The organism is Colwellia sp. MB02u-10, assembly GCF_014077185.1.
In the GTDB taxonomy this organism is placed as follows: Bacteria; Pseudomonadota; Gammaproteobacteria; order Enterobacterales; family Alteromonadaceae; genus Cognaticolwellia.
Genome location: NZ_JACGVK010000077.1, coordinates 1 through 26,798 on the forward strand (window position 1 = coordinate 1; position 26,798 = coordinate 26,798).

A 26,798-nucleotide genomic window follows, 5' to 3' on the forward strand; every position below is an offset into this window, starting at 1 on the left:
TATGCGACGCTACGTGAATTAACAGGTGGTTTTACCTCAAACGTACTACAGAATTTAATCTACGGAGCCTTTTTACGTTGATATTATCCAATTACGCAAGTTCGAAATAGTTTTCACACAGGCTGGCCACAAAGAAGACATTAACTATAGAAACTAATCAAGCAAGGTGGATTAGTTTTTGTATCAATAACGCCGAAATCAGGTACAGCTATGCTGTCACCTGAATTTTCTTGTTACGTGTTGATGCTATCAATTTTCGATATGCCTGTTCCAGATTTAGGGCTAGCGTTTCTCTGCTACCATTACTGTTACGAATAAGTTTAGGTGCCCACTGAAGGCAATACGTAAAGTCTCGAAAAGCCTCATCGGAAACTGAATTCTCACCTTCAAAGTACGGAGACACTTCAATCATTCTATTAAAGTTAACACTTCGGATGTCGCCGCCATTAATAGCATTTATGATTGCGCGACCAGCAATCTCATACTTGCCATTATGTAGAGACTCATCCCATATAGCGTCGACAACTTTAATGTTTTGTTCTTTAAACTGCTCCCACTTTTCTTTTTTCGACGTTTTTATTAGCCTCGACGAATGCCCATAAGAGGTAACAAGATAACGAATTTTATTATCAAAGCTCTCTGTTCTCAGCGCTAGCTTATAACTAGCAATTGCGCATCTTTCTCCCCATTGTGTATCAAATTTTCCAATACTCCGTAGAGCATTTTCGCAGACATCTAATATTGCACTACTACTCCCGCTATTACTTTCCGTTTGATACCACATTTCAAAAAAAACTGGCTTTCGCTGACCTTTGATGAACGCTTCTGAGAAAGACTTCCTAACAACCTCATCATTAATATTAGGATCCTCATAATCCGTCTTAGCGAGAATGAAATATAGGTCACTGTTTTCCTTATATCTTGGTTCTTTTATAAGCGAAAAAACTGTATTTCTTGAGTCTTCAAACCTTTTTTCTTTCAAGAGAGAATTACATTGTCTCACTGCTGCACCAACTTCAGGTATATGCACTTGAGAACTTGCTTCTAAACCCTCGCATATTTCTCTCAATCTGATGATATATTCCTGAGAATTTGGAACAATATCGCTTGCTATGGAAAGTACAAGCTTGCTGATTGAGGAAGTACTTTCAAATCGAGGTTCCTCCTCAATAAATTCAATGCTACTAATGAGAAATAGGTTTCCAAGCTGCTCAATTGCTTCACTAATTTCAATATTTCCGAAATCTGTGTATTGGTGTAACTCGCTTCGTGATAAGGATCCTATATAGCTAATCGTCAATAGTATTTTTGTCGCTTCAGGTGAAAGCTCCAGAACCTCTTTCCTTAACGCCGCTTCTCGAACTGCATCTCCACTCTTTCCAGACCAATCCTCTATAGCGTGTTCTACTGAAAGACCTAGTTTACAAAGTCTTAGTATTGATTCAGTGAATAATGGTGATCCTTCAGATACTACGTTTAACTTCTCAATATTATGATCATTATATTTTTGAAGCCCAAGAGAGCTGCAAAGAGAGTTAACTAATTCTTTATATTCTTCGCCTTCCAAGCCTGGAACTAGAATTGAAGAATCGTTCGAGTAGATATTATTAGCCCTCGTGGTCATTAATATTCTGGATGAGGTACTAGATATAGAACGTGCAATCTCCATAATGCGTCTTTGTTCTTCTGGAGAATTTGAATCAATATCATCAATAACAACTAATGATGGAATCAAATTCAAGCCATCTCTAGTTTCCCTTTGAAGCTGCTGCAAGGTAAGTTCATTTACCTCTTCCGATAAAGACCCTGTTCTCAAACATACCTCTTTGAGGAGAGATTCGAGATCATTGTAATGTGTTTCTGGCGTTTCGGCGTATTTATTATAAGAAGCTTTAAATTGTTGTTTCTTGGCGGTCAGCCACATCACCTGCTCGAACAAGCCAGTTCCGGACTTAATTATGAGTTGGCAAAATTCATAAGCAATAGAAGTTTTTCCCTTGCCTCCATCAGCAGCTAAAACCTTGGTATATTGAAAATCATCTGATAGCCAAGACCACAATTCTTGAAGCATCTCAAATCTTCCAATAAATTCTGGGCATATGAAATTTTTATCTGGTAGATTGTGTTCAATTACATTTTTTCTTACTTTTTTTTCTTCCCCCTCAGAATAAAAATCTCTACTGGACACAAGGAACTCAAAATCAAGCTGGGAGATTACCTGCTTACACTCATCTATCTTCCTAATATACGCTGCATCCTTAGCTAAAATTATTTTTCCTTTTGAATTAGTCCCCTCACTTGTCGCTGCTATTGAATGAGTTTTATTGTCCCTTTTCGGGATGTGAAGTAGACCAACGAGAATATCGCCGTTCCCAGATGAAATGTTTATTTCTTCATATGTAAGATCTAATCGTTGACTAAAGTATCGATCAAACCGCCCCCTAAGCCTCTGCTGGTCAATAAGATTATTTTCAATACCACAAAGAACAAAAGAAGTATCTTTCTCAGTCTCATCTACACCGAAAATTATGTACCCACCATAAGTGTTATGGAAACTAATTATCGACTTTAGTGCTTTAAGATATGCATCATTCGATTCTTCAAATTTTTTTTTATAATCCCAAAGCTCGCACTCTTTCGACAGCAACGTTCCGTCGTTTTTTACTAGCTTTTCTACGACTGATTTAGAAACATCACCATTCAATATTGACTCATATATTTCTTTCTTGATTTTAATAATATCCATATGGCTCATCTAATCTAATTTTCGGCGTGTAGTTGACACGTAACGCCCACTTAAGGGGCAAAATTGAGTTGGCTAAAATAGGTGAACGGAGTGAACAAAATAGCCAACTTTATTTTGTCCCTCTTTAAGTTGTTAGGCTTTTTTAATACTTCTCACAATTTGCTGACGCATAACCATCTTTTGATTCGCAATCAGGGCATAACTCTGCACTTTCGTTATATTCACAAGATGAAAATATGTAAGGCGAACTACACCAATTACAATCTAAAACATCTTCACGGTGGCTACAAACTAAGCAAGTCTCTTTATCAACATCAAAAGATACGTTATGGCATGAGGAGCACTCTATTACGTAAATTTCATCTTCTTCAATTTGCACTTCTGCTTCTTTTAGATACTCATTATAAAACTCAGTATATTTTTTAAATTCAGGATGTTTTTTTTCTTGGAGATGAAGCGATTCCCATCCTAGATTTAATTTTTTATCAGAAAAGTCGAATATAAATAGTAAAACTTGCCCTATTAATACATTAGCTTCTCGTTCTGAAATTGAAAATTCAAAATGCTCAATTTGATTTCTTTTCTCTCGTGCAGTTTTAATAGCTTTAAGAGCGTCTTTAGAAAAATCAATTTTTCCAATTGTTTCAAGTCTTTTACAGGCAAGATCACAGCTAACAGTATGTGCAGTTATAGAAGGATATTTATCAATATTTGTGAAAACAAAAGCGGGATGTATTTGCCTTAATTTTTCTTTAAACAACAATTCAACCACATGCGCTAGATCTACAATGATCCGTTTCCAGTTACCAAGTCCATCATTTTCAATAGACCCCATATGCCTTAATGCATGTTCTAAAGAATCATTTGCATTTTCGATTAAATTAAATTTATTCATCGACACCCTAGATTAAAAGCCTAACGCCATGTTAACAGGCAATAAAATAGTTGGCTAAAATATGCGACGAAGGAGCAAAAACCAACTGTTTTTTGTCCTTGTTTAACAGCTGTTAGGGGCGCAGTTAACTGAGCTGGTATTCAAATTCCATTTCTCGCAGATTTGATATCTAGAAGATTAATTTTTCCAATTTTATCCTTATGGATAATAATCTTAAGTTTTGCGGGGTGTTTAAATCGCATTTCACTAATACGAAACGTCCACAACATTATTTTTAAAAGATCTTCATCGCTTATGGTTTTGTGACCTTTAATTCGTGTTATTCCTGAACCAAATATTGGTGTTGACACATTCTGTTGCGCATATACATTATTGACCTTGTCCCAGAAGTTTATTAAAAACTCTAAGTACTCAGGCATAGTAAGTGATGCCTTGTTATTATCATCAAACTTAGTAAATGCGGTTAATAAGAAATTTTTGTATACACAAACGGATCCGACTTGATATCTAACTTTCTTTCCTAGCACTCTATTTTTGTTACTTCCAATTAATTCACTTTCATCAAATGAATAATTATCAATATAGTTATCCAACTTCGAAATAGGCTCATCAAGATGGCTATCAATAAACACTCCATTTAGTGAATTTTTTGAAATAACCTTATTATCTACCAGAGTGTCAAAATACTCATTAAAAGCTATTGCTTTTAATCCCGATTCCAAGAATATATCACCCACTTTTATAGTTACTTCACTTCCTTCAACATTGATATCAATCTTATTAAGGTTGTTTGACCAAATCCAAATAACTACATAAATGACAACTAACGAAGCTATAAAAATCCACCCATAAGTAGTCTTACATTCTTTAGGTATATCTACAAAAAGAACAATCAAGGACAACGCAACACTTATTATTGAAATTATTTTTAGAAAGTTATCGAAAACTCTTTTGTCGAAAAACCTAACTTTAGTCATACGTTATACCAATAATAATCTGCGCTCGTTTTTGTCGACAACATAAAATCATTATTATTTAATGCATTTTCTATTATTTCTTTTTTCATTGGAATATGGAGTGTTGGAACACTACTCATTGAATTATTGAAAGCTGGCAATTTAGTCCAAAGATTTTTTACTGACTGCTTCAACTTTCCGTTGACAAGAAGACTCGATTTACTGTCATATTCAGGGTAAATAACAATCACGGGAAGTCCTTGGTTGTTAATTCCGTAATCGATTTCCTCTCTAAGTGCTCTTGAGTTCAAAGTATTAGAACTTAAAAAAAGCACTATATTTTTAGAGCTCCTGATACGTTCCCTTAACCTTGGTTTTAACGTTGTTTCCCAGAGGCTATTATCACGGACATTGTAGGTTTTACCATGTGAATCATTAAATGGAAATGATGCTATTTTTCCTTTCCACGCTCGCAACATACTATAATAACAAAAATCTTTTGTAGCATGCGCTCCAAGCACACTTGAGTTGAATGGTTCTGCAACATGAAAGGCTGCGTAATTTCCGTTTCGGTATGCCATGCTTTCTCCATATTGGATAAATTCTGAGGGATATTGATTAGCCCCCTAACGCCCTATTAACAGGCAATAAAATAGTAGGCTAAATTAGCGACGAAGAAGCAAAAGCCAACTGTTTTTTATCCTTGTTTAACAGTTTGTTAGGCGAAATATTCCAACCCATACTTTTTACTATTTTCTTGAACGTTATCTAATGTTTCAATTACTGAATAGTGCTTATAACCATGTCCCATATCAATTTCTTTACAGAAAATTAAACGTTCATACGGTTCTTGATTTTTTTCCGAAAAGTGACAGAAAATATGAGGAAAATAATCGTATTCGTCACCATCAAAATTAATAGTTTCAATATTAATGAAAGGTATTTCACCTACGAGAAAAACCCTTTCTTCACCTTGCTCGCCATTTTTTGTATCTCTGAACCTATAACTTCCATCTTCACAAATCGAAAGTGCACCAGCTTGTAGAAATACTTGAACACCTCGATGGTAGAGTTGTGCTAATTCAACTTTGAACCAAGGTGATATTCCCTCATCATCTGATACTTCAGGATAATGATCTGCGCGGTCTAGATCTCGAAGAATAACTCGACGCTTTAATTTTTCGTGATTGATTTTTTGAATATATTCAGAAAGCCGCTTCCTCAAAGTTTCTTGATGTTTAACTTTGTCTCCATTGCTGGAAAATTTAGGGCCAACAACTTTTGGCTGTTTGGCGTAGGGCTTTAAGGCACTAACAAATGACTCAATTAGCTTTTCCTTAACTGTCGCTTTATCAGAGAAATTTTTATCACTTAAATCATAACTAATTGGCCAACGCTTATGAGCTAAATCAAAAGGTATATTGTTCTCTGGTTCACCAAACGCAGTATTAATAACGTTAATCACTCTTTCATCACCCAATGCATGCATTGCATACCCTAATTCGATTAATACATTTGGGTTGGATAAAGCTCTATTTTTCTCAGAGAACGATACAAAAGTAATGTCACCAATAAATATATCGCTGTTTTCTATTTTGGATAAAATAGTTGTAGCGATATCGGGAGAGCCAGAAACGCCTTTCGTATCATGATCTTCTCGCATTGATTCTTTAAGATCGAACTCTTGATTGACTTTCTTTACAGCAGCTTTAAGGCAATCTAGTTGAAAATATCGATTGTATTTCACATTGATATCACTTTGCCAAGAATAGAAAACCTTTATTGTCACAGATATGCCTTAATTTTAGTTTCGCCTAACAGCATATTAGGCGGATTGTCTATTTTTACGCATACTATCTATATGTTTAATATCGAAGTATTCGCAATGAATAACACACTGTTGGGTTTTAGTAACAAAAGAATAATTATCTTCCACACTCTGGTCAGGATTTATAATGTGGATAGTTCTTTTATGTGTCGCGATAGAATCCGTTAAATATGGCAAGGTTGACAAGAAATAACTTCGAATAAAAAAATCATCAGGAGCAAGACTAAGACCAATAATATAAACATCATGAGTAGAACCAAATACAAATTCAGGCTTATACCACATAACAGCGTTAGCTCTTACATCGAATGATTTTCCATAACCTGGTAATACAAGAAAGGGCTCAATTTCAGAATTTCGTATTCCATTAAACCAATGATGTTTTGACAATACACTAGTTGAAAAATACATTTCTTTATCCATCATCCCTTCTGTATATTTCATTGACTTCCAGCCCAAATCAATTGGTGACTTGGCATAGTCAGGAGCCTCACCTAAGCGCCAATTAACAGACCCATGTAACTTGCATATTGTTATTTTTTTATCTTCGTATGTGTATGTATAAGCTTTATTTACGAAGTCTAACGCGCGCTCTAACAAAGGATCCCAATTGAATGAAATAACGATATCTCTTTCATGTAATTCATTAACAAAGTCTATATATATCCTAGGGATATCGTTTTCGGATGGTGTTATTTCAATCAAAGTTTTAGCTAAAAAGTATCGAAGGTTTATTTTCTCTTTTGAGCCATTACTCGACCATCGCTCACCTCCACCATATTCTTTTAGTTCGATATATTCTAAAAACGTACATAGTTCCAAAAAACCAACTTTAGAGTAATCAACCACTTCATTTTCATCAATTTCAAAACATTCTCTAGCGTAATTATTAACCCTTTGAAAGATACCATTACACTCGTTTTCAAACTTACTCATTGCCTTCGAAAGAAGTTCAGCAGTTAATGGAACTCCAGCACCAGCTGAGAATCCAGCACCTAAAATGAAAGTTCTACTTTTTCTTATCTCCTTCATGAATAAATCATCTGCTTTCATTGATACTCCTGAATACGCCTAACGCCTAAATAACAGGCTAAGTAATGGTTGGCTAAAATTGTGTAGCGAAACGTAGCCAACTGTTACGTGTCCTTGTTGATTTTTTTGTTATGTATATTTACTCAGAAGTTGGTTTTACTTGTTTTTGTATAGATAAATATTCATCTACTGATTCTGCTTTTTTATCTAACCAATTTGATAAAGCAGCATCTTCTGTTTGCTTTGAGTAATTAATAAATAAATCAGATTGTTTTTGCAAAAACTGATTGAAATTTTGATTAAAGCTTTCTTTGTCTTCGACTGGCATCATGACATAACTAAGCATCACACCAAACTGAGAAGATTGTGCCCACATCATTTCATCTTGAGGCTTAGCTGTTGACTGCTTGGGTATAAGATACCCTAGGCTTAAACCAATAATAAAGATTAAAAATCCATATACTACTTTATTCATGCTTGTGATTAGACTCCAAAATCCAAGATATACATAACAGCATATTATGTGTACGTCTCAGTATCACACGCACCATAAGTAACGTTAAATTAACATTAATATCACATACTTTCAAAGCATTAGAAACTAGTAATGCTAAATCACATGTATATTAGGGCGTGTTACTAACACCTCTCAGTAATACAACCTGAACAAAAAATAAATTAAATACATTAAATTCAGATGGTTAAGTGACTTTATTTAGTGTTTATTATAATAAATGGCGTGTTACTAAGGCGTCTTATTAACACACCTCTAAAAATCATACTGACTTCCATATAAAAGGGTATTACAGCGTTTACGCTAGTAGTTAATTCATTAGAAAATATATGGCAAGATTTTTAGCTGGAATGTCAGGAATGCGGCTTAGTTAACCATAAACTTAATTACTGCGTTCAACATTAATCATTTCATTATTCACATGCTGAAGTAATGGTTCAAGGTCTTGAGGCGAAGATTGAACCAAGAGTATTTATCTTCTTCGTAATAAATACGGGCATTCGTTTTTGTATTGAAAGGCGTATTAAACAGCTCACTCACTATAGGTGAAATTACTTTGTTTACGCTAAATCGACCACACATATTAACCTCAACAGTTTATCTTAGGTATTTCTGACCAGTTACTCGTAGAGCGAGGTGATAAGAAGTTTCGTCTCATTGCCCACTTTTCGTTTTTTTCAGCGACAGCGACTTCAACTGCGCCTCTACCATAGCGATGATTTATTTGGTCATAACATTTCATTAAAGGCGGGTTATTCACACTAAGACTAAACATATCTTGTTGCTGAAATTGACTATTCTCTAGTTCAACGCCACCTACTCCGCAGCGATAAAAGCTAACACCTTTACTATAAATACTATCAAATACGTAAGAAATAGCACCTACTAGCTTTAAGGTATTATCAGTCGCAATGGGGAATTCATAAATAACAGATTTTTTATAGTAACTGTCATCATGTGGCGAGCTTGATGCAAAAATAACTAATCGTTTAATCAAAGAGCCTTGTCTTCTAACTTTTGCCCCAATAAGACTGGCGTGACTTGATAGTGCAGCTTTAAGCGCACGAGGGTCAGTTACTCGCTGACCAAAGCTACGTGTAGAAAATATCTGCTGTTTGTCTTGCCCTATTTCATCCCAATTTAAGCACTGCATGCCATTCAGTTCATTTACAGTTCGCTCAACGACGACACCGAACTGACTTCGCATTGCTTTAGGTGATTGATTAGCTAAATCCCATCCATTTTTAAGCCCTAATATACTTAGTCGTTTGCCCAGCTTATTGCCAATACCCCACACTTCGGTCAGTGACATTCTAGAGAGGATTTCTTTACGAGAGGCTTTATCATCTATCACAGCGACACCATCAAAACCTGATAACTTCTTCGATGCATGGTTCGCGGCTTTGGCTAATGTTAAGGTCGCGCCGAAGCCAACACCAACGGGTAAACGTGTTTCTCGCCACACCGCCTTGCGTATTACATGGCCGTATTCGTGCCAGTTATCAACACAGCTAAAGTTTTTGAAATGTAAGAACGATTCATCAATAGAATAGACATAATGGTTATCTGAGTAACGCGCAATAACATTCATCATTCTTTCACTTAGGTCTGCATACAGTTCATAGTTTGAAGAACGAACAACGACACCGTGCTTTGCTAGAAAAGACTTAACCTTAAAATAAGGGACAAATTTAGGTACTCCTAGCTGCCTAGCGATAGGGCAGACAGCACATATACAGCCGTCGTTGTTCGTTAAAACGACAACAGGTTTATGCCTAATGCTTGGGTCAAAAACCTTCTCTGCACGTGCATAGAAAGAAACAGCATCAACTAACCCAAACATGACAGCAGTACGGGGAGTTTTTTGTGCAACCTGAAGGATACATTTACTACTCCTTCTATTTGAAAGTCATCGCTTTCGCTTATTTTAATGGGCTTGTGTTCGTCAGAGGCAGATAACAACAATGCATTATCGGTATCAATTATTTTGCACACAAAGCAGCCATTAAAATTTGCTACAATTACAGAGCCATTACTAATATGCTCCACCCTATCAACAACAAGTACATCGCCATTAAAAATCCCTCTGCCTTCCATTGACCGTCCATTAGCGAGACCAAAGAAAGTCGCATTAGGGTGCTGAAGAAGTAACTCCTCTAATGAGAGATTTAGTTCTTGATATTCTGCTGCCGGTGATTCAAAGCCGGATATGCCTGCTTCAATATAAACGGGTATTACTTTCATAAAAAAACCAATTACACTGTACATAAATACAGTATAGTTGGTTTTGGGTATATTATGAAGTGCGATCATCAATTAGGTATAACTAGAACCAATGGCGCATAAAATATTGGTAATGAATTAAACTTAATGCTTTGATGCTAAATACTATTAAGGTAAGTTGAGTATTACTAGGTTGGTCTTAATCACTGTGGGTTTTCAATGTGACCTTCTATGAACTTCTTAATAACGTCGCCAGTCCTCCATAACTGAGAAGGCTTAAAAGCCAAAGATATATTCCTAAAGTTACTACTAAACCAAACATTTATTCGGTACTTATACATGACATTCAAAAGTTTATTATTCCCTTGCATACTGCTCAACCTTATTTTACTGACACCTTTAGCCAACGCTAACACAATAAAAAAATCAAACTCCGGTATTTGCCACGAGTCAACTAGTCCGTATTATGAACGCACTAAAAACTTCACTTCATTTGATAGTTTAGCGTCATGTATAGATGCTGGTGGCCGACTTCCCAAAGGTTCATCCTCATCTTCAGTATCAAAACAAAAATCATCAAACTATTCACGAAAGATGTTTGGTCATGGTTGGGCTGACAGCAACAAAGACTGTCAAGATTCCAGAATGGAAACACTTATCACTTATTCCTTGTCCCCTATTCAGTTTAAAACAGAAAAAAAATGCATGGTCATCTCCGGAAAATGGATTTCACCATTCTCAGGGGAGACTATATATTCGGCCTCAGAGATAGACATTGACCATGTTGTACCGCTCAAGTGGGCATGGATTCACGGTGCGAATCATTGGACTAAAGCCAAGCGAGTGAAGTTTGCAAATGATCCAGCAAACCTATTGAGTGTAGAAGCTAGGTTGAATAGACAAAAGGTAGCTAAGGGATTAAATGCGTGGCTACCACCAGCGAATCAGTGTCAGTATATATCTCGTTTTATCAGAGTTTATAAGACATACAACTTAGAATTGAGCAACAAAGAACAAGTGAGTTACGATAAAATTAGACTACAATATTGTAGCTAGATAACCCAAGGCCCTCTTTGGCTTATAAATGGTAATTAAATTTGCTAAAGCTTGCCTATAACTCAAATAGATACGTGCTTACAGTAAGTAACTTTATTGCCCTTAGTTTCTCATTAGGTCAGATACTTCCATACTATCCAATAATTCAAGATACAGATGAATGGTGCCGTTCGAGTAATCTAGAGATATTATTAAGCAAACTACCTTTTTGAGAGCTTTCCCACATTTATGCTCTTTATTGAGCTGTATAAATTATACGAGGCCTTCTTTTCATGGCTACGCTCCTTTACTTTAAGGATAGCGTTGTGTTGACCATTTGAGCTCAAGCCACAAAGAAGACCTAATTAAGGCATGAATTTTCTTAATAAATAGTCCGTTGAGCCACCAAAGCGGTCATAGGGGTTTAAAGTCAAGCTGTCAAAAAAAGACAGCTTGTATTAGTTCCGATTCAATTTAAATTCATGGACACCATCATATTTTACATTAATTATTATTCTAATATCTTTGTAAGAGAGTCAATAAGCTCTGTCATTTGATCTAAAATCTTATCGAATGCAGTTATTAGGTCGTTATCGTCAATCTCAAGGCGATTAATAGTCTTTTCATACGTTTTACCTCGTCTATGTGCTACTCCCGAAGAACGAACCCCTTGAAGCCCACCCAAGAACCTAGCAGCATCAAAATCTATCTTTTTTGTTTTAATAAATGCAGAAAACAACTTCATAGATTTCGTTTCATCACTAGGCATAACCGCTTTTATACCTTTCACATTTATCGAGTCGATTGTTATTTTAACAAGTGATAAAACTTGTGAATCAAATTCAGATTGTTCACTTTTGGTTAAGCAATGTAATGTATTAAAACAATGTTTATCAGAGTCCGTTAAAGGTAAGAATAAATACCAACCGAATTTTTCAAACCATTCATTTTGAAACCTTTCAAACACGCCCTTAAAGATTAAGTCGGGGCTTTCAGGATTTGACCATTGCCCTAACATACTCCTTTCAAAGTATGTTTTGCTCATCTTTTTATCTTCTGCCCCAATATTGAAGCATTTCCAATATTTTTGTTCCGAATGGGGTAAGTCCTTTCCTAAATCACCTAAAAAGACACAAACATGATCTTTTGAATTATTATCAATTCTTAACTGCCAATATCCAATTTTATAAATCATGCTATCTGAAACTTCATATTCTGTAGATGCATTAAAGTATCTTTGTAGAACATCTTTACTAAAAAAGACTTGAGTTAAATAGTGTGGCGAATCGGGATTACCACCAAAATAATCAGCTAGAATAGATGGATCACACGAATGAGATTTTGAATCGTGCTCATCTCCTTCAATGATAAATTCTTCATAGTCTTCTTCTAAACTAACAGGTGATGCATTTTGCTCTGTTAAACCTAGGCACTCTATTAATTTTTTACCTACCACTCTTGTAAAGTTCTTATAACCTTTTACATATGAGTCATTGGAATATTTATCGTATCTAATACTGTCTTTTTTAATTATCTCTTCGTTATCAAAATTTTCGTTAAAATGAAAAGTGCTTTCAAAAAACAAAAGTAAATTCATTTGTTTTGCTGCCATGAATGCTTTTAAGAATGAAGCTCTAATTACAATTTCTTTTTTTGAATATCGAATTACTTCAATCTCTTTTCCATTATCATCATCAATCACATATTTAGAGTTTTTAGCGTCATTGTACAATCTCAAGTACAATACTAATTCTTGAAGAAGTTCATTACACTTTTCATTTCTTCCTATAAAGTCTCGAACATAAACCAACGGTAAAAATTCAGATGTATGTTCTTCATAACTTACATCATCACCACACGTTATTATTGAAGGACAACCGCTACCGTATGATAAATCCCACCCGTAAGAGTCCATATAAACTTCCCTTCCGACTATTGGAGATAAACAAGAGTATTGCGAACCATCAACCGTTTTATCATCAGAATCGAGGTTTCTAAATAGAGGAATCCACGTTTCTTTACCTAGTTCATTCTCACAATAAGTAACAAAGTCTGATATTTTATTTTTTGACAAAAGAATCCTTCCTAAATTTATTCATAAGGTATTTTATATGCTTATGATAATACCATCTCAAGGTATGACTATGTTTAAAATCAATATTTAACAGTGTTGCTTTTTAGAGGCGACATACTTCAATGAATTTAGTATTTGATGAACGATTGATGTTTGAACTTCGCTCTCTGTAAAAGTAGTCCTTAGCGCCTCGGAAATCCCGTTAACATTCTGAGAGGAACTATCACTGACAGCTATGAGCTTGCAGGAGTCATACACTCTAAACTTGATTGAACATCATCCTGACTGGCTCCTGAGCCACCAAAGCGGTCATTGAACTTTTTAAAAAACCTGATGAATTAGAGCATTAGTTCTAAGGATCTTTCGTCCCAAAGTGCCAAAGAAAGATTATTTCGTATTATCCAAGGGAGCTATTTTCAATTAAATAGGGAAATTCAGCACTACAACTAAGAACTTGATAATTAATAGCTATATACAAAAAAAATTTCCAACTCATTTTTCATTGCCCATTTCAGTATCTCCACCCATGTCATCATCCAAAAAATCATGGTCATCATAAGCGGTGCGTAAGTTGGTACATTCGCAATAAGTTTTTGATGATTTTCAATTTCGAACTGCGCTATAGAATATAACCACTTTTGGTTTCGCTCATGACTATTCGCTTAGTGCGTATCACCTAATAAAACGTTTATATCACAAATGGGTTTGCCATTATTATAAGCAATCCCCCATGCATTTTGGACATCATCTTTACCAGCACCAGATAATGCTTTTTGGCATGAAGAAAACATGACTTTAAATAATTTAGGTTGACTAGGTGCTGTCTTAAACACAGACCCGATACAGTGAAAGGTTCTGTGATCCCAAATTTTTCATCTTTAGTTCCAGAAATATTAATTTTTTAACTATATTGAGTGTCCGGTTCCAGCCCAACTAAAGGTAATCGTGTGCCTTCATAAGCTAAATTTTTGTGCTCTCCTTCCCCACATCGCACCACTTGAAGCGGTAAAGGATAAGGAATGGAATTTATGTTTGTAGGATCATCTACAGGAAAATAAGTAACTTGTGCTGTTGTGGGATACAAATCGAGAGATTCAGAAGGTAGTTTATCTTCTTTATATTTAGCTTCAATTCCAACCCAAACGGTGAATGAATCGGTTTTAACATCACCAATCATGTAGCCTACAATTTATGAACTAAAAGCCATAATACGTCCTTGTTATTAAGTTTATGTCCTAGATTTTAGTTAAGAACTTAAAATTAGCTAATTTTATGGCAATAAATAGTTCATATCTTTCAATCGTCAGAATTAGTGACTAGTAGAATTATCATGTGCATTGGTATAACCCCCTTCTAAATAGACAATAAATTTCGACTGCGTAATAAAGTATAGATGCACATCAATAGAATTATCTTCGGCTTCACTTGGACAAAGTCAGGGGACTCCTGAGTAAATACTTTTACTAATAGAACATAATTCGGTTAAATTTTGATTGAATTACATGATTTATCACCCCTTATTTTGAGGGAATAATTTTTGAGCATTAGACAAAAAATTTGTCCAACCTTCAGATCCTCCTGAAATTACCCAACCGGTCAGTACTACATCTACAGCGTCAAAAAACATGACGTGTGCTTGGCTACTAAATTGCGGTGGATTTTCTAGTCCTCCCAATATACGAACTGCACCAATAGAAGCTAAAATACATCCTACGGTTAGTGATGCAATAAGGCACATTCTGCCTGTCTCCGATGAATAGTCATTTACAATGCTCCGCCACAATTTAGCAGTGCTAGCTAATTCAACATTATTGGGATCTTTTGCTAGTGCTTCTTTAGCCGATATGAATTCATTCGAATATTCTTCAGATGTGCGACGACGAAATGTTCGTTTGAAGGCTTCAATAATTCGTTCATTTATCGCAATGACAAAACCAATAAAGGTAACTTGAGCTAAAAATGTATTATCCGATACAGTGGTTAAATCTGTCGTTAGTGTAGTAAAACCGTAGTGACTAGCTATTAATGCAATCAAGAAAAACACACAAGATAGTTTCAAAATACTATAAAGATAACCTTTCCTGGTATTTATTGTCATTTGATTAATTAGTTCTTCTTTAGTAATCATCATCATCTCCTGTAATATTTTTATCCAATTCTCCCCCTACATTTGGGGTTGTTTTTTAACTCGATTTGTTCAGGATTTTTAACGCTTATTTTCAACAGTTCCGCAATGACGGGTATATAATGTTGTTCATTCTCTCCCTCGAGAAGGGTAATAAGCGAAGAAATAGTACGTCTGGACATGGGCAATGTAGACGTCTTAGACTCATTCGAATTCTTCATCACCCATAAGTCATAGCTCTTGCTAGTTGCTGAGTAAATGAGCTTCCAAAGATAGTCAGGTGTTTCCGGTAATCCATGGCTTTGGGAGTAAAAATCATTGCTTGGGTCATTGCCAAAAATCACCCCTGCCAAAACGGTAAGTGGCGTCAGTTCAACATCATCCCTGTAGCACTCCGTCAACGATTCTGTCTTTTTCCATGCACCGTTTCTATTAAAGGATTCAGCCTGTGGGACCATATTAACCATGGTATTGGTTTGCAGTGCTTGTATTTTGTTGTCATCAAAATGGTCGATGGCTATTAAATGTCCTACGTCAAACCCCTTTTTTTGAGAAGCATAAGTCTTATCTGAAGTCTGTTGGCAATCAAGTTTTGATGCTGACTCATCTAAATAGTATTTTCTACTTGAAGTGTCCTCTTTACCATTATCAATATCAATTTGCGCCATTGACAGTAATGCTGCTTTTTGCTGACAAGAAACCCAAATGCTGAAGCGTTCATATTCACAATAGGCAATATTGGTGGAAGTTGATTTCACACAGTGTGCGTTTGCTTGGAGGCTTACTAGCAAAGTAAGTAAGATACTTAATGTCTTGTTCAATTACATCTCCTTTTTCTATGGTGGTCCATTTGGCTATAAATACTCTTTATATTTCTTATACACAGCTTTGTTCTCACCAAAGAATTCTAGTAAATCGATGTTAAAGAAAATACTGCCGTTATTATCACTTCTGTGTACGTATCCGAAGCTATATTTATTTTTTATATGAAGAGTAATGCCATAGCCAAGCGCATCGGTTTCGGGTCTATCGTGATATATACTCGTCAACGAAAAACCAATCCCTTCTTTCCACCAATTAAAGCCTATCCATTCAATAGCAATACTTACATCATCCCTATTCCCTTTTTCTAACTCATGTATATTTTCGTAGACAATACTTGGTCGTAAAAGGAATGCCTGCCAATTAGGAGGACCGACTAAATCAATACCACTAAATTTGTTTTTTTGGAGTGTTGTGGTAAACCACACATCAAGGGGGGATTGATAACGTGCAACTTTAATGAATTCCTCCCAGTCACTTTTAAGTCCACTCAGGCGCTTGTCATTATTATTCAAAATTGCGTTATTAACGAGACTGAATGCTGGTTTCATCGCAGATTTAAGGTTCTCGGCTGCATTGTAACAGTCTAAGCCAAATGATGTTTGTCGACATCGATTATTATGCTCATCATGAATAGTGAACAGCAGATTTGCTTCAAAATCACGTTGTAATTTAAACCTCATTTTAAATCGGTCTTTTCCTTGATCCATTCCCTTAGTTTCTGGATCTATACTAATGGGATTTATGTAATCAAAATTATGTTTGTATTTTTTTAGCTGAATCTCCCATGTTTCTGTGATTTTCCTCACACCAGGAAATATGTCTTCCGGGTAGACGTCTTGTACAGCTCGTTTTGCCATTTCAGCGTATTGGAATAATGTGCTCTCAAATGACTCAACTTCCTCGTCAGTGATGAGTAACAAGTTTGAACAAAGCTTAGGGCCGACTTCTAATGCCAAATTTTGAAGTTCTTTATGTTTTGTTGAAAAGCCATCTAGGAAATTATCGGGGTAGTCACAGCTTATTTTCTGTTCGTTGTCTTGGGCAAATAAAAATGGTGTAAATGTTACGGCAACGAATGTAACGATTAACTTAATGTTCATCATATATCCTCCTTGAATATTTAGTCTTGCTCTATCATGACGTCAATTCGTTCTTTAAATTCGTCGACGGCTTTTATTAAATCAATTAGTAACTCTATTTTACCGGTGTGACTGGGTTCTTCTTTCAGATCGTGAAATTTATTGTTTAGCGCGTCGTAACTGTAGTTTAAGCTAGTGAGTTTGTACTTAGCGATCCCTTGATTATATTCGTCTTCAGTTACGATAATCCCTAATACGTTTGAGAAAAAAGCTTCCGCTACCGCTGGTGCTTTAACATATTCTTTCAAGTCGTGTGTATTAACCTTGCGTACGGTTTTAACAATGATATGCCTACCTCCGTGCTCAATAGGACGGTCATAACGTTTAAACCAAGTGAAGGGGTCAAATTCGTTGCGTACATTGAATAGTAATTTGGCACACCCATTATTGTCAGATGACACTATTGAGTGATTTGGGTCCGCAATATCGTTTAAAACATTAAGTAACCGGCTAACATTCGCAACGGTCCATAGCGAGTCTATTTGGAAACGGTCAATATCTAATTGAGGGATTTCTGACGTTATATCAGCATCTTTTCTAAACAGTTTTGCTAGCGTGTCGTGCAATACTGCGGTACCTAAACTATGGCATATGATATGGAGTTTTCTATTTCCCAATTCGCGTTCAATCATTAAATCATTTATTTTTTTAGCAAGGTCAACGCGAATTTTCTCTCCCCAAAACATGAGACCGTAATACACAACATCCATCCAATGCGTGTAAAATATTTTGTTTTCATCAAAATCAGCAAAGAATTCCGTCAGTTTAGCTGCTGATTTTTCACCTAACCCATGACCTTGTAGTAGACCTATATGTTTGACTAATTCACCTGCTTTTGCGGCATCTTTAAGCCGTATTTCATCTAAAAAGTCAGAGTAATTAAATTGGAAGAATTCAACTTTTTCATTGATATCAAAGTTGGTGAGACCGAAATTAGCTGCGGCTTGATTGAACCCGTCAGCAATTTCCTTTTTTGTTTCGCCCGATTTATGTGTACCCATTCCGTGTATTACTAGGACCATTGGCTTATTCATTATCTAACCTCCATGTGAAATCGAATTATTATTTTGATCTTAAAGGTATAACATGAATTGTATACTATTCAATCAATAGTGCTTTAATTATCTTTATTAGAGGAGTTTTATTCGAAAGTAACGTGTGACTGTGCCACTCAATTACATACAGCGTTGTCGCTTAAAAAATAACAGATATTCTATAAAGTAGTCATCAGATTAACTATATGAAATGACCGCTTGGAGCTTGCAGGAGTCATACACTCCCATCCAGATTGAACGAACCGTAACTGGCAACAAAGCGGTCAAAGATGCTTTAATTCAAAGCTGCATCAATTTAGACAAAATACATAGTTATTCTAACGAACCTTAAATTTTACCTCTTTAAATGTTACAGAAAAGCAATTGATTTTGTTTCAGGCAGTTTATACGCAGACTTTTAGATTAAAAGTTCTAATTGCTGCATATTTAACCATCATCATATTTTCTACACTTCAATCTGATAACTCTGACAACAAGTGCTCATGTGACATGCCGACTTGCAAAGAATCCCATACTTCGAGCACCTTTTTTCGATTTCGCTTTAGCCAATTTGAAACATCACTATCGTATTTTTTCGATAATTCTCCCTTAATTCTCTGTCCTGAATCTATGGAATAGCTGGCAGTGTGACGTTTTTTGCCATAGTCGATATGAATATGTGGTAATTGGTGACCTTTTTCTTGGTAAATTTTTATTTTCATATTTTTTCTCTTTAACAAGAGAATCTCCATGAAGCCACTTCCTGCTGAGCGTATTGGCTCAGTTAATAGATCTTTCTGAGCAAAGAGCTGTTGGAGATCATCAAATTCTTTATCAAGGCTCATATTTTATCCTGAACATATAACCAAGTTTTAATTGGAGAAAAATTATTGGCTACATTAAACAAAACCAACCGTGTGATTTTTCTATTGCTCTGAATCCAGCATCCTCTCTATAATACATCCCCACTAGAGTTACCCCAAACCTTAGTAAAGCCTTTAGGTGACATTTTAAAATCGAAACCTTCGCGCTCTATTGAAATGTTATTTGATTCACGTTGAAACAGGTTTATAACAAATTGCTCCCCTTTTTTGGAAGCAGGGTATGTGAATATCGAACCATCTCCATCTGCATTAATATCGCACATAATAGTCATTAAAACCCCCTGATTATTAAATTGCCAAACACTGTCATTATCCCAAGTAGAAAACTCACCTTTGTCACAATCAACTTTTGTACCGTATATTTTAAAATAAATATGCTTTTTATTATCTGATAAATAGCCAACTTTTGCTCTAAAATATGTATCTTCATATATATTACTAATATGGTGAGTTAATGCAGAATTAGGACTATACTTTTTATTCCAACCTTCAACGGTTTTAGTTCCAAAACTATCGACTATTTCTTGTGCTTCTGATAGGCCTCCTTGTGCAGCTTTTCGATAGCTAGTAGCAGAGCTGATGTGATCAGGTTTTATATGCCAAACTGCTTTTTTATTTTCAATATGGTACACACCATGCTTATACATAAAACCCAAACTATAAAGTGCATTGGCATCTCCCTTCGAAGCAGCTAGGCTCAACCACTTCTTTGCTTTTTTTCCATCTTTCTCTAATTTAGCCTGGAATGGTCTCAGGTCTTTGTTATCTTTATAGTAATTAACACCATAAAGATAATCCTTACCATATTCTCGCTGAGCATCAACCAACCCTTTTTTCGCAGCAAATATCATGAAAAAAAGGTTTTGTATGTTGTCTTCGCCATAAGAGATTTCGCTTATCAACTCATAATCGCTTTTTGGAACATGCTTTGATAATGCCTTGGCTAGCCATTGCTCTGCTATCTCAATATTGGCAGAATATCTATCTCTAATGTACAGAAGATGGAGGCGATAAGCAGCAACACCTGCGTATTTCCCACTATTGCTTGACGCTTTTTCTAGCCAACTAATAGCCTTGTTTATGTCATAGTCCACATAGCTACTGTTTGTTGTAAGGAAATGCTCTCCTAAAAATAACTCAGCTTGAACAAAATTAGAATTAGCTGCCATTTTAATATATTTTAGACCTTCGATTGGGTTTTCTACCATTGTTCCATATATATACATCGCTTCGATGTGTTCACCAGATGCAGCCTGCTTTAATAACTTCATTCTTTTACTTAAGTCACGCTCAACACCAGAGCCAATCCAATAGCGGTTACTCAGTTCAAACTGAGCTTTTGCATCACCTTGCCCTGCTAACTGGATGAGTTCATTTGTTGAATAATATTTAGTTGATGCAAAAACACATGCAGACAAAAAAACAAGTGAAGAGGTTATTAATAATGCTATTTTTTTCATTTTATATCTCGGTCGCTAATGATTAAATAATCAATATAATGTGGAAAATCACGTTAGGTATTATAAAATTTTAATAAACTGATGAAAAAAGAGGAATGCACCCTTTCGATTCAGTAACTTTACTACATAACTTAACAAAAGTTCAATTACGGCACAAAAGTATGATGAGTATATAAATCATATTGGAAGAGCTTCATATTTGGATATTTCGCAATTCCTACAAAATATTCAAGGAGATGATTTACGTTTAAATCAATAATAAATAGACAGAAATAATATACATAAAGTAAACTCGTCATACCACCAAGTGATAATAAGACCAACCGCACACAGCAAGGAAAAACAAATGGATTTCACACAAAGGTTAACGAATTTTTTAACAGTTTTTTATGTTTCACATCAGTTGAAAACACATATACTAAAACACTAAATGGCAGAAGGTATTTAGTTTTACCATATATCAGAGATTCAATAAGAGAAAATGACCCTATCAGTTGGCACGTAGAAACACTCCAAACCACATCAAAAGACTCAAACTATATAATAACAAGCTCTTATAGAATGTCAGGTGATAAAACCTGTGAAATAATATTGGACAGGGTAAGACAATCTTTGACGATTGACACTTAATAGGATAAACAGAGCAAAGAAATAATGATTATTATTGGCAGTTTTAATTAAACAAAATGTATGATTTTAGCTCAGAGTTAATTCCAATTAATGGAAGGTCAAACGACAGCTATGAGCTTCAAGCGGACGTTAGGATTAATGTGCTAACGTCTCCAATGTAGGCGGAGAAGACGTTTTGGATCATACTATCGTGCCTGCATATAAAGAAATGACTCGAAATACAGAACAATTTAAATTCCTTACTGACAATAGACACACTATATGTGCGAACTTTTTCGATAATCGGTATTTATAAAAACATAAAAGGCGAATCATTTCTGATTCGCCTTTTATGTTTCACAAACTTAATTAATTTTTCAAACTTAATTAAACATTCACAAACTTAATTAACAGATGACAAACAATTGGTTAGTCTTGATAACTAGAAACCGGAGGACAACTACAAATTAAATTTCTGTCGCCATAAACATCATCTATACGGTTAACCGTTGGCCAGAATTTATTCGCTGCAGCCGCAGGCACTGGGAATACCGCTTCTTGAATCGTGTAAGCACGATCCCAAGGTGAGGTAATATCCGCTAGTGTGTGTGGTGCATGATGTAATGGGTTGTCTTCACTTGTCCACTCGCCTGAGGTAACTTTACGCACTTCGCCGTGAATAGAAATCATAGCTTCGATGAAGCGATCAAGTTCCACTTTTGACTCAGATTCAGTGGGCTCAATCATAAAGGTACCCGCTACTGGAAACGACATGGTTGGCGCATGAAAACCGTAATCGATTAAGCGCTTGGCGATATCGACTTCAGTAACACCTGATTCTGCCTTAAGTGGGCGTAAATCAATGATACATTCGTGGGCAACACGGCCATTTTTCCCTGCGTATAACAGTGGGAAATGTGGGCTAAGTTTTGTTGCTACGTAGTTAGCATTAGTAATCGCGTATTTAGTGGCATCGGTAACACCTTTTTTACCCAGTAAGGCACAGTAAAGGTATGAGATACATAAAATACCGGCACTACCATAAGGTGCTGCTGATACCGCGCCGTTACCTTTAGTTTCTTCATCAACATTAATTAATGCATGGTCGGGCAAAAATGGTGTTAAGTGCGCTTTAACGCCGATAGGACCCATACCTGGACCGCCACCACCGTGTGGAATAGAAAAGGTTTTATGTAAGTTTAAGTGTGAAACGTCAGCACCAATGAAACCCGGTGATGTTAAACCCACTTGGGCATTCATGTTTGCGCCATCAAGATAAACTTGACCGCCGTGCTCATGCACTATGTTACAAATTTCTGCAATGGTGGTTTCATATACACCGTGCGTAGACGGGTAAGTAATCATGATACAAGACAGGCTGTCAGCTAACTCACTTGCTTTCGCTTTTAAGTCGGCCATATCAACGTTACCGGCTTTATCACAAGCAACCACTACCACTTTCATACCTACCATTTGCGCTGATGCAGGGTTAGTACCGTGTGCTGAAGATGGAATTAAACAAATGTTACGATGCGCATCACCACGGCTTTCGTGGTACTTGTGAATGGCAATTAAGCCAGCATATTCACCTTGTGCGCCGGAGTTAGGTTGCATTGACATTTTGTCGTAGCCGGTTAACTCAACTAACCATTTGGCTAGTTCGTCAATCATGTGCTTATAACCTTGCGCTTGATCAACAGGGGCAAAAGGATGCATGTTAGCGAATTCAGGCCATGATACTGGGATCATTTGCGCTGTCGCATTTAATTTCATGGTACAAGAGCCCAATGAAATCATGGAATGATTAAGCGCTAAATCTTTGTTTTCTAATTTTTTGATGTAACGTAGCATCTCAGTTTCACTGTGATACGAGTTAAATACTGGGTGCGTTAGAATCGCAGACTCACGTTGTAAGGCCTCTGGAATTGACGACTGCCCTGCAGCGATAATTTGCTGGTCAAGTACTGCTACGTCTAGGCCGTGATCTGCACCTAATAAAATATCAAACAAGGTTTGCACGTTTTCACGGGTAGTTGTTTCATCTAATGAAATACTAATTTGACCGTCAACATCAGTGCGGAAGTTAGCGCCATTAGCTAATGCACGAGCAACAATTTCATCTTTATTGCTGACGTTAAAAGTTAAGGTGTCAAAATAGTGCTGATGAAGTGCTGGTAAGCCATTTGATGCCGTACCTAAACATAAAATATCAGCAAAACGGTGAATGCGTTGTGCGATAGTTTTTAAACCTTTAGGGCCATGGTAAACAGCGTAAAACGCCGCCATGTTGGCTAATAATACTTGTGCGGTACAAATGTTTGAGTTGGCTTTTTCGCGGCGAATGTGTTGCTCGCGTGTTTGCATGGCCATACGCAGTGCTGGGTTATCGCGTGTATCTTTTGATACACCAATAATACGACCTGGTAATGAACGTTTGTATTTTTCAGAGGTCGTGAAAAATGCCGCGTGTGGTCCGCCGTAACCCATGGGCACACCAAAGCGTTGAGTTGAACCAATAACGGCATCAGCCCCTAATTCGCCTGGTGCTTTTAATAGCACTAAGCTCATGATGTCGGCCGCAACGGCAACAATGCCTTTTTTCTCATGTACTTTGGCAATTAAATCGCTGATGTCAGTGATTTCACCTGTGGCACTTGGGTACTGTAATAAGGCGCCAAATACGTCGTGTTCAACAACTTCTGCAGCCGGAGCTACAAGGATGTCGAAACCAAACATTTCAGCACGTTGTTTAACTAAGTCGATAGTTTGTGGATAAACGTCACTTGAGATAAAGAACAAGTTTGATTTCTTGTTTTTTGATACCCGTTTAGCTAATGCCATGGCTTCAGCTGCGGCAGTGCCTTCATCAAGTAGTGACGCCGACGCTAGCTCTAAACCGGTCAGGTCGATACACATTTGTTGGAAGTTTAATAACGACTCTAAACGACCTTGAGCAATTTCTGGTTGGTATGGCGTATATGCCGTGTACCAGCCTGGATTTTCTAACACGTTACGTAAAATAACGTTAGGCGTTAGTGTGCCGTAGTAACCTAAACCAATATATGTCTCGTTTACTTTGTTCAAACTTGCTACCGCTTTCAAGTCGGCTAAAGCTTGTACTTCAGTTTTGCTTTCTTCGATAGCAGGTAAATCAGCTAAGCGAATATCATTAGGTACAATTTCATCGATAAGGGCATCGACAGATTCTGCACCGATATCTTTCAACATGGCTTGTGTTTGCTCATCACTTGGACCAATGTGACGTCGAATAAAATTTTGTCTTTGCTCTAATTCAGTCAAAGATAAAGAGTCATTATATTGAGTAGTCATAAAACAGCTTCACTATAAAGTTAATAATATTTAATAAAAAGAAAGCCCTGAACTATTAGATCGAGTTAAGGGCTTAAATATCGTTTTTGATAACAATCGGCTTTTAGGCACAAATAAATGGCTGCAAACTTAATCTAGTACTTAAACCTAGTACTTAAACTTTGCACTTAGGTTAAGTGTTTGAGTTCAGTAGTTACTTTAATATAAGCAACACGATTGATGTTATGAGTTGTACGAATTTAGTCGACTAAATGATCACAAAAAATAACAAAAACAAGGTGTATCGCAGCATAATATGCCTAAAATTTAATCTTCGTCGATTGAGTTTGCATAACCTTCAGCATCAAGTAAGTTGTCGAACTCACTTTCATCTGCAATTTTTAATTTAAATAACCAACCGCCAACGAAGGCCTCTGAGTTAACTAACTCAGGTGAGTCTTCAAGGTTTTCATTCACTTCAATGACTTCACCGCTCATCGGTGCGTAAATGTCTGATGCAGCTTTTACCGATTCTGCTACAGCAACATCGTCGCCCGCACTCACTGTGTCGCCCACTTCAGGTAACTCAACAAATACCATGTCACCTAAAAGGCCTTGTGCGTGCTCAGTAATACCAACAGTAACAACACCGTTGCCATCGTTGCGTACCCATTCGTGTGATGTTAAATATTTTAATTCTGAAGGAATGTTGCTCATTGATTTTGTCCTAATCTTTATTTTTAAATTGGATATACCAAGCAGATTAACTAATTGGTACTAACGACTATAGTATGAAGCTTGCCTACATTAATCATCCCATACTATAGCTTAAATTTTTAGCATTTTTTGACTAGGTTTTACCGCTCACTAATGAGCGTTGACCTGCCCCTAAGTAGTTAAAAAGCTTTTTTGCCATTACGCACAAAACTTGGCTTAATTACTTGAACCTTAACTAGCTTTTTACGCATTTCAACTTCTACTGTGCTACCTAGCGCTACACTACGTGGTAAACGAGCCATTGCGATACTGTAACCTAAAGTTGGAGAAAATGTCCCTGAAGTAATAACGCCTTCGCCTGCTTCAGTGATCACTTTAAGGCCACTGCGCAATACGCCTTTTTCTTCAAGCACTAAACCAACGAGTTTAGGTTGGTCGCCTGCAGCACGTTGCGCCGCTAATACTTCACGACCGTTAAAGTTACGATCTTCAGGTTCCCAGCTAATCGTCCATGCCATATTAGCGGCTAATGGCGAAACGCTTTCATCCATGTCTAAACCATAAAGGTTCATGCCGGCTTCTAAACGTAAAGTATCGCGAGCACCTAAGCCGCAAGGCTTAACACCAACATCAAGCAATTGTTGCCATAGGTCGGCAGCTTGGTCAGCAGGTAAGGCTATTTCATAACCGTTTTCACCGGTGTAACCAGTTGTGGCAATAAATAAGTCGCCGGCTTGTGCCGAGAAAAATGGCTTCATGCCTTCAACAGCAGCCGTTTGCTCAGCGTCTAATAGAGTGGCTACTTTAGCTTTAGCTTGTGGGCCTTGCACGGCGATCATGGCAAATTCTGGACGTTCAGTTATTGCTACGTCAAATGCTGATGCTTGCTCGTTGATCCAAGCTAAGTCTTTTACGCGAGTCGCTGAGTTAACGACTAGGCGGTAATCGGTGTTACTGAAAAAATAAACGATTAAGTCATCGATAACGCCACCTTCAAGGTTACACATACCTGTGTAAAGTGCTTTACCGACAACATCTAATTTAGCTACGTCGTTAATCACTAAACGACGTAAAAACGCCTGTGCATCAACACCTTGAACATCAACAATAGTCATGTGTGAAACATCGAACATACCAGCGTCTTTGCGCACCGCATGATGTTCTTCAATTTGAGAACCGTAGTTGATCGGCATTTCCCAACCATAAAAATCAACCATTTTAGCGCCAGCTTCTAAGTGCTTAGCATGTAATACTGTTTTATTTGTCATCGTACGTTTCACTCACGTTAGTTGTTTTATCTAAGTTTGTCAGTGCTTAAAATAAGCATCACGATTAAACCTAGGATAAAGACGGAAGATTTATAAAAAGTACGGATGATTATAGCCCTGAGTAA

22 protein-coding genes are annotated in these 26,798 nt (G+C 36.6%); 1 reads left to right on the top strand and 21 read right to left on the bottom strand.

Annotation, left to right across the window (positions count from 1 at the left end):
• Positions 1-208: 208 nt before the first annotated feature.
• The 9 genes from H4J59_RS03185 to H4J59_RS03225 form a co-directional block, all read right to left on the bottom strand.
• Complete coding sequence (locus tag H4J59_RS03185; RefSeq protein WP_182236750.1) at positions 209-2,746, bottom strand: helix-turn-helix domain-containing protein; 2,538 nt, start codon at positions 2,744-2,746, stop codon at positions 209-211.
• Between the two features lie 142 nt (positions 2,747-2,888).
• Positions 2,889-3,641, bottom strand: a complete 753-nt coding sequence (locus H4J59_RS03190; RefSeq protein WP_182236752.1) for a hypothetical protein — start codon at positions 3,639-3,641, stop codon at positions 2,889-2,891.
• Positions 3,642-3,781: 140 nt separating this feature from the next.
• Positions 3,782-4,618, bottom strand: a complete 837-nt coding sequence (locus H4J59_RS03195) for a macro domain-containing protein (protein WP_182236753.1) — start codon at positions 4,616-4,618, stop codon at positions 3,782-3,784.
• Complete coding sequence (locus H4J59_RS03200) at positions 4,615-5,178, bottom strand: TIR domain-containing protein (protein WP_182236755.1); 564 nt, start codon at positions 5,176-5,178, stop codon at positions 4,615-4,617. The genes H4J59_RS03195 and H4J59_RS03200 overlap by 4 nt, the downstream gene beginning before the upstream one ends.
• A gap of 137 nt (positions 5,179-5,315) precedes the next feature.
• A complete protein-coding gene (locus tag H4J59_RS03205) occupies positions 5,316-6,386 on the bottom strand; it encodes a hypothetical protein (RefSeq protein WP_220469707.1) in 1,071 nt (356 codons plus the stop codon).
• A 36-nt stretch (positions 6,387-6,422) separates the two neighbouring features.
• Positions 6,423-7,478, bottom strand: a complete 1,056-nt coding sequence (locus H4J59_RS03210; protein ID WP_182236757.1) for a hypothetical protein — start codon at positions 7,476-7,478, stop codon at positions 6,423-6,425.
• Positions 7,479-7,596: 118 nt separating this feature from the next.
• Positions 7,597-7,932, bottom strand: coding sequence for a hypothetical protein (locus H4J59_RS03215; RefSeq protein ID WP_182236759.1), 336 nt, complete (start codon positions 7,930-7,932; stop codon positions 7,597-7,599).
• A 628-nt stretch (positions 7,933-8,560) separates the two neighbouring features.
• Positions 8,561-9,814 (bottom strand): Y-family DNA polymerase, encoded by a 1,254-nt coding sequence (locus H4J59_RS03220; protein WP_182236761.1) that lies wholly within the window; start codon positions 9,812-9,814, stop codon positions 8,561-8,563.
• The gene (locus tag H4J59_RS03225; RefSeq protein ID WP_182236763.1) at positions 9,802-10,215 is read right to left on the bottom strand and encodes a LexA family transcriptional regulator; all 414 of its coding nucleotides are present in this window, start codon (positions 10,213-10,215) and stop codon (positions 9,802-9,804) included. Before H4J59_RS03225 ends, H4J59_RS03220 begins: the two co-directional genes overlap by 13 nt.
• 318 nt (positions 10,216-10,533) lie before the next feature.
• Here H4J59_RS03225 and H4J59_RS03230 point away from each other — a divergent pair, with 318 nt between their 5' ends.
• Positions 10,534-11,250, top strand: coding sequence for an HNH endonuclease family protein (locus H4J59_RS03230; RefSeq protein WP_182236765.1), 717 nt, complete (start codon positions 10,534-10,536; stop codon positions 11,248-11,250).
• Between the two features lie 490 nt (positions 11,251-11,740).
• Here H4J59_RS03230 and H4J59_RS03235 read toward each other — a convergent pair whose 3' ends face one another.
• The 12 genes from H4J59_RS03235 to gcvT all read right to left on the bottom strand — a co-directional run bounded on the left by H4J59_RS03235 (position 11,741) and on the right by gcvT (position 26,673).
• Complete coding sequence (locus H4J59_RS03235; protein WP_182236766.1) at positions 11,741-13,303, bottom strand: hypothetical protein; 1,563 nt, start codon at positions 13,301-13,303, stop codon at positions 11,741-11,743.
• A gap of 662 nt (positions 13,304-13,965) precedes the next feature.
• Positions 13,966-14,136, bottom strand: a complete 171-nt coding sequence (locus H4J59_RS03240; protein WP_182236767.1) for a hypothetical protein — start codon at positions 14,134-14,136, stop codon at positions 13,966-13,968.
• A 68-nt stretch (positions 14,137-14,204) separates the two neighbouring features.
• A complete protein-coding gene (locus tag H4J59_RS03245; RefSeq protein WP_182236769.1) occupies positions 14,205-14,480 on the bottom strand; it encodes a hypothetical protein in 276 nt (91 codons plus the stop codon).
• Positions 14,481-14,813: 333 nt separating this feature from the next.
• Entirely contained in the window at positions 14,814-15,431 is a 618-nt protein-coding gene (locus H4J59_RS03250) for a hypothetical protein (RefSeq protein ID WP_182236771.1), read from the bottom strand.
• Positions 15,432-15,451: 20 nt separating this feature from the next.
• A complete protein-coding gene (locus tag H4J59_RS03255; RefSeq protein WP_182236773.1) occupies positions 15,452-16,249 on the bottom strand; it encodes a DNA/RNA non-specific endonuclease in 798 nt (265 codons plus the stop codon).
• A 33-nt stretch (positions 16,250-16,282) separates the two neighbouring features.
• Positions 16,283-17,356, bottom strand: coding sequence for a hypothetical protein (locus H4J59_RS03260; RefSeq protein WP_182236775.1), 1,074 nt, complete (start codon positions 17,354-17,356; stop codon positions 16,283-16,285).
• 17 nt (positions 17,357-17,373) lie between these two features.
• Positions 17,374-18,426 carry a hypothetical protein gene (locus H4J59_RS03265; RefSeq protein WP_182236777.1) on the bottom strand — a complete coding sequence of 351 codons (1,053 nt, stop codon included), beginning with the start codon at positions 18,424-18,426 and terminating at the stop codon, positions 17,374-17,376.
• A 473-nt stretch (positions 18,427-18,899) separates the two neighbouring features.
• Positions 18,900-19,271 (bottom strand): DUF4160 domain-containing protein, encoded by a 372-nt coding sequence (locus tag H4J59_RS03270; RefSeq protein WP_182236779.1) that lies wholly within the window; start codon positions 19,269-19,271, stop codon positions 18,900-18,902.
• A gap of 107 nt (positions 19,272-19,378) precedes the next feature.
• Entirely contained in the window at positions 19,379-20,770 is a 1,392-nt protein-coding gene (locus H4J59_RS03275) for a tetratricopeptide repeat protein (protein ID WP_182236781.1), read from the bottom strand.
• A 1,038-nt stretch (positions 20,771-21,808) separates the two neighbouring features.
• Positions 21,809-24,709, bottom strand: a complete 2,901-nt coding sequence (gene gcvP, locus H4J59_RS03280) for an aminomethyl-transferring glycine dehydrogenase (RefSeq protein ID WP_182236783.1) — start codon at positions 24,707-24,709, stop codon at positions 21,809-21,811.
• Positions 24,710-25,015: 306 nt separating this feature from the next.
• A complete protein-coding gene (gcvH, locus tag H4J59_RS03285) occupies positions 25,016-25,405 on the bottom strand; it encodes a glycine cleavage system protein GcvH (RefSeq protein WP_182236785.1) in 390 nt (129 codons plus the stop codon).
• Between the two features lie 179 nt (positions 25,406-25,584).
• Complete coding sequence (gene gcvT, locus H4J59_RS03290) at positions 25,585-26,673, bottom strand: glycine cleavage system aminomethyltransferase GcvT (RefSeq protein ID WP_182236787.1); 1,089 nt, start codon at positions 26,671-26,673, stop codon at positions 25,585-25,587.
• Between the last annotated feature and the right edge of the window lie 125 nt (positions 26,674-26,798).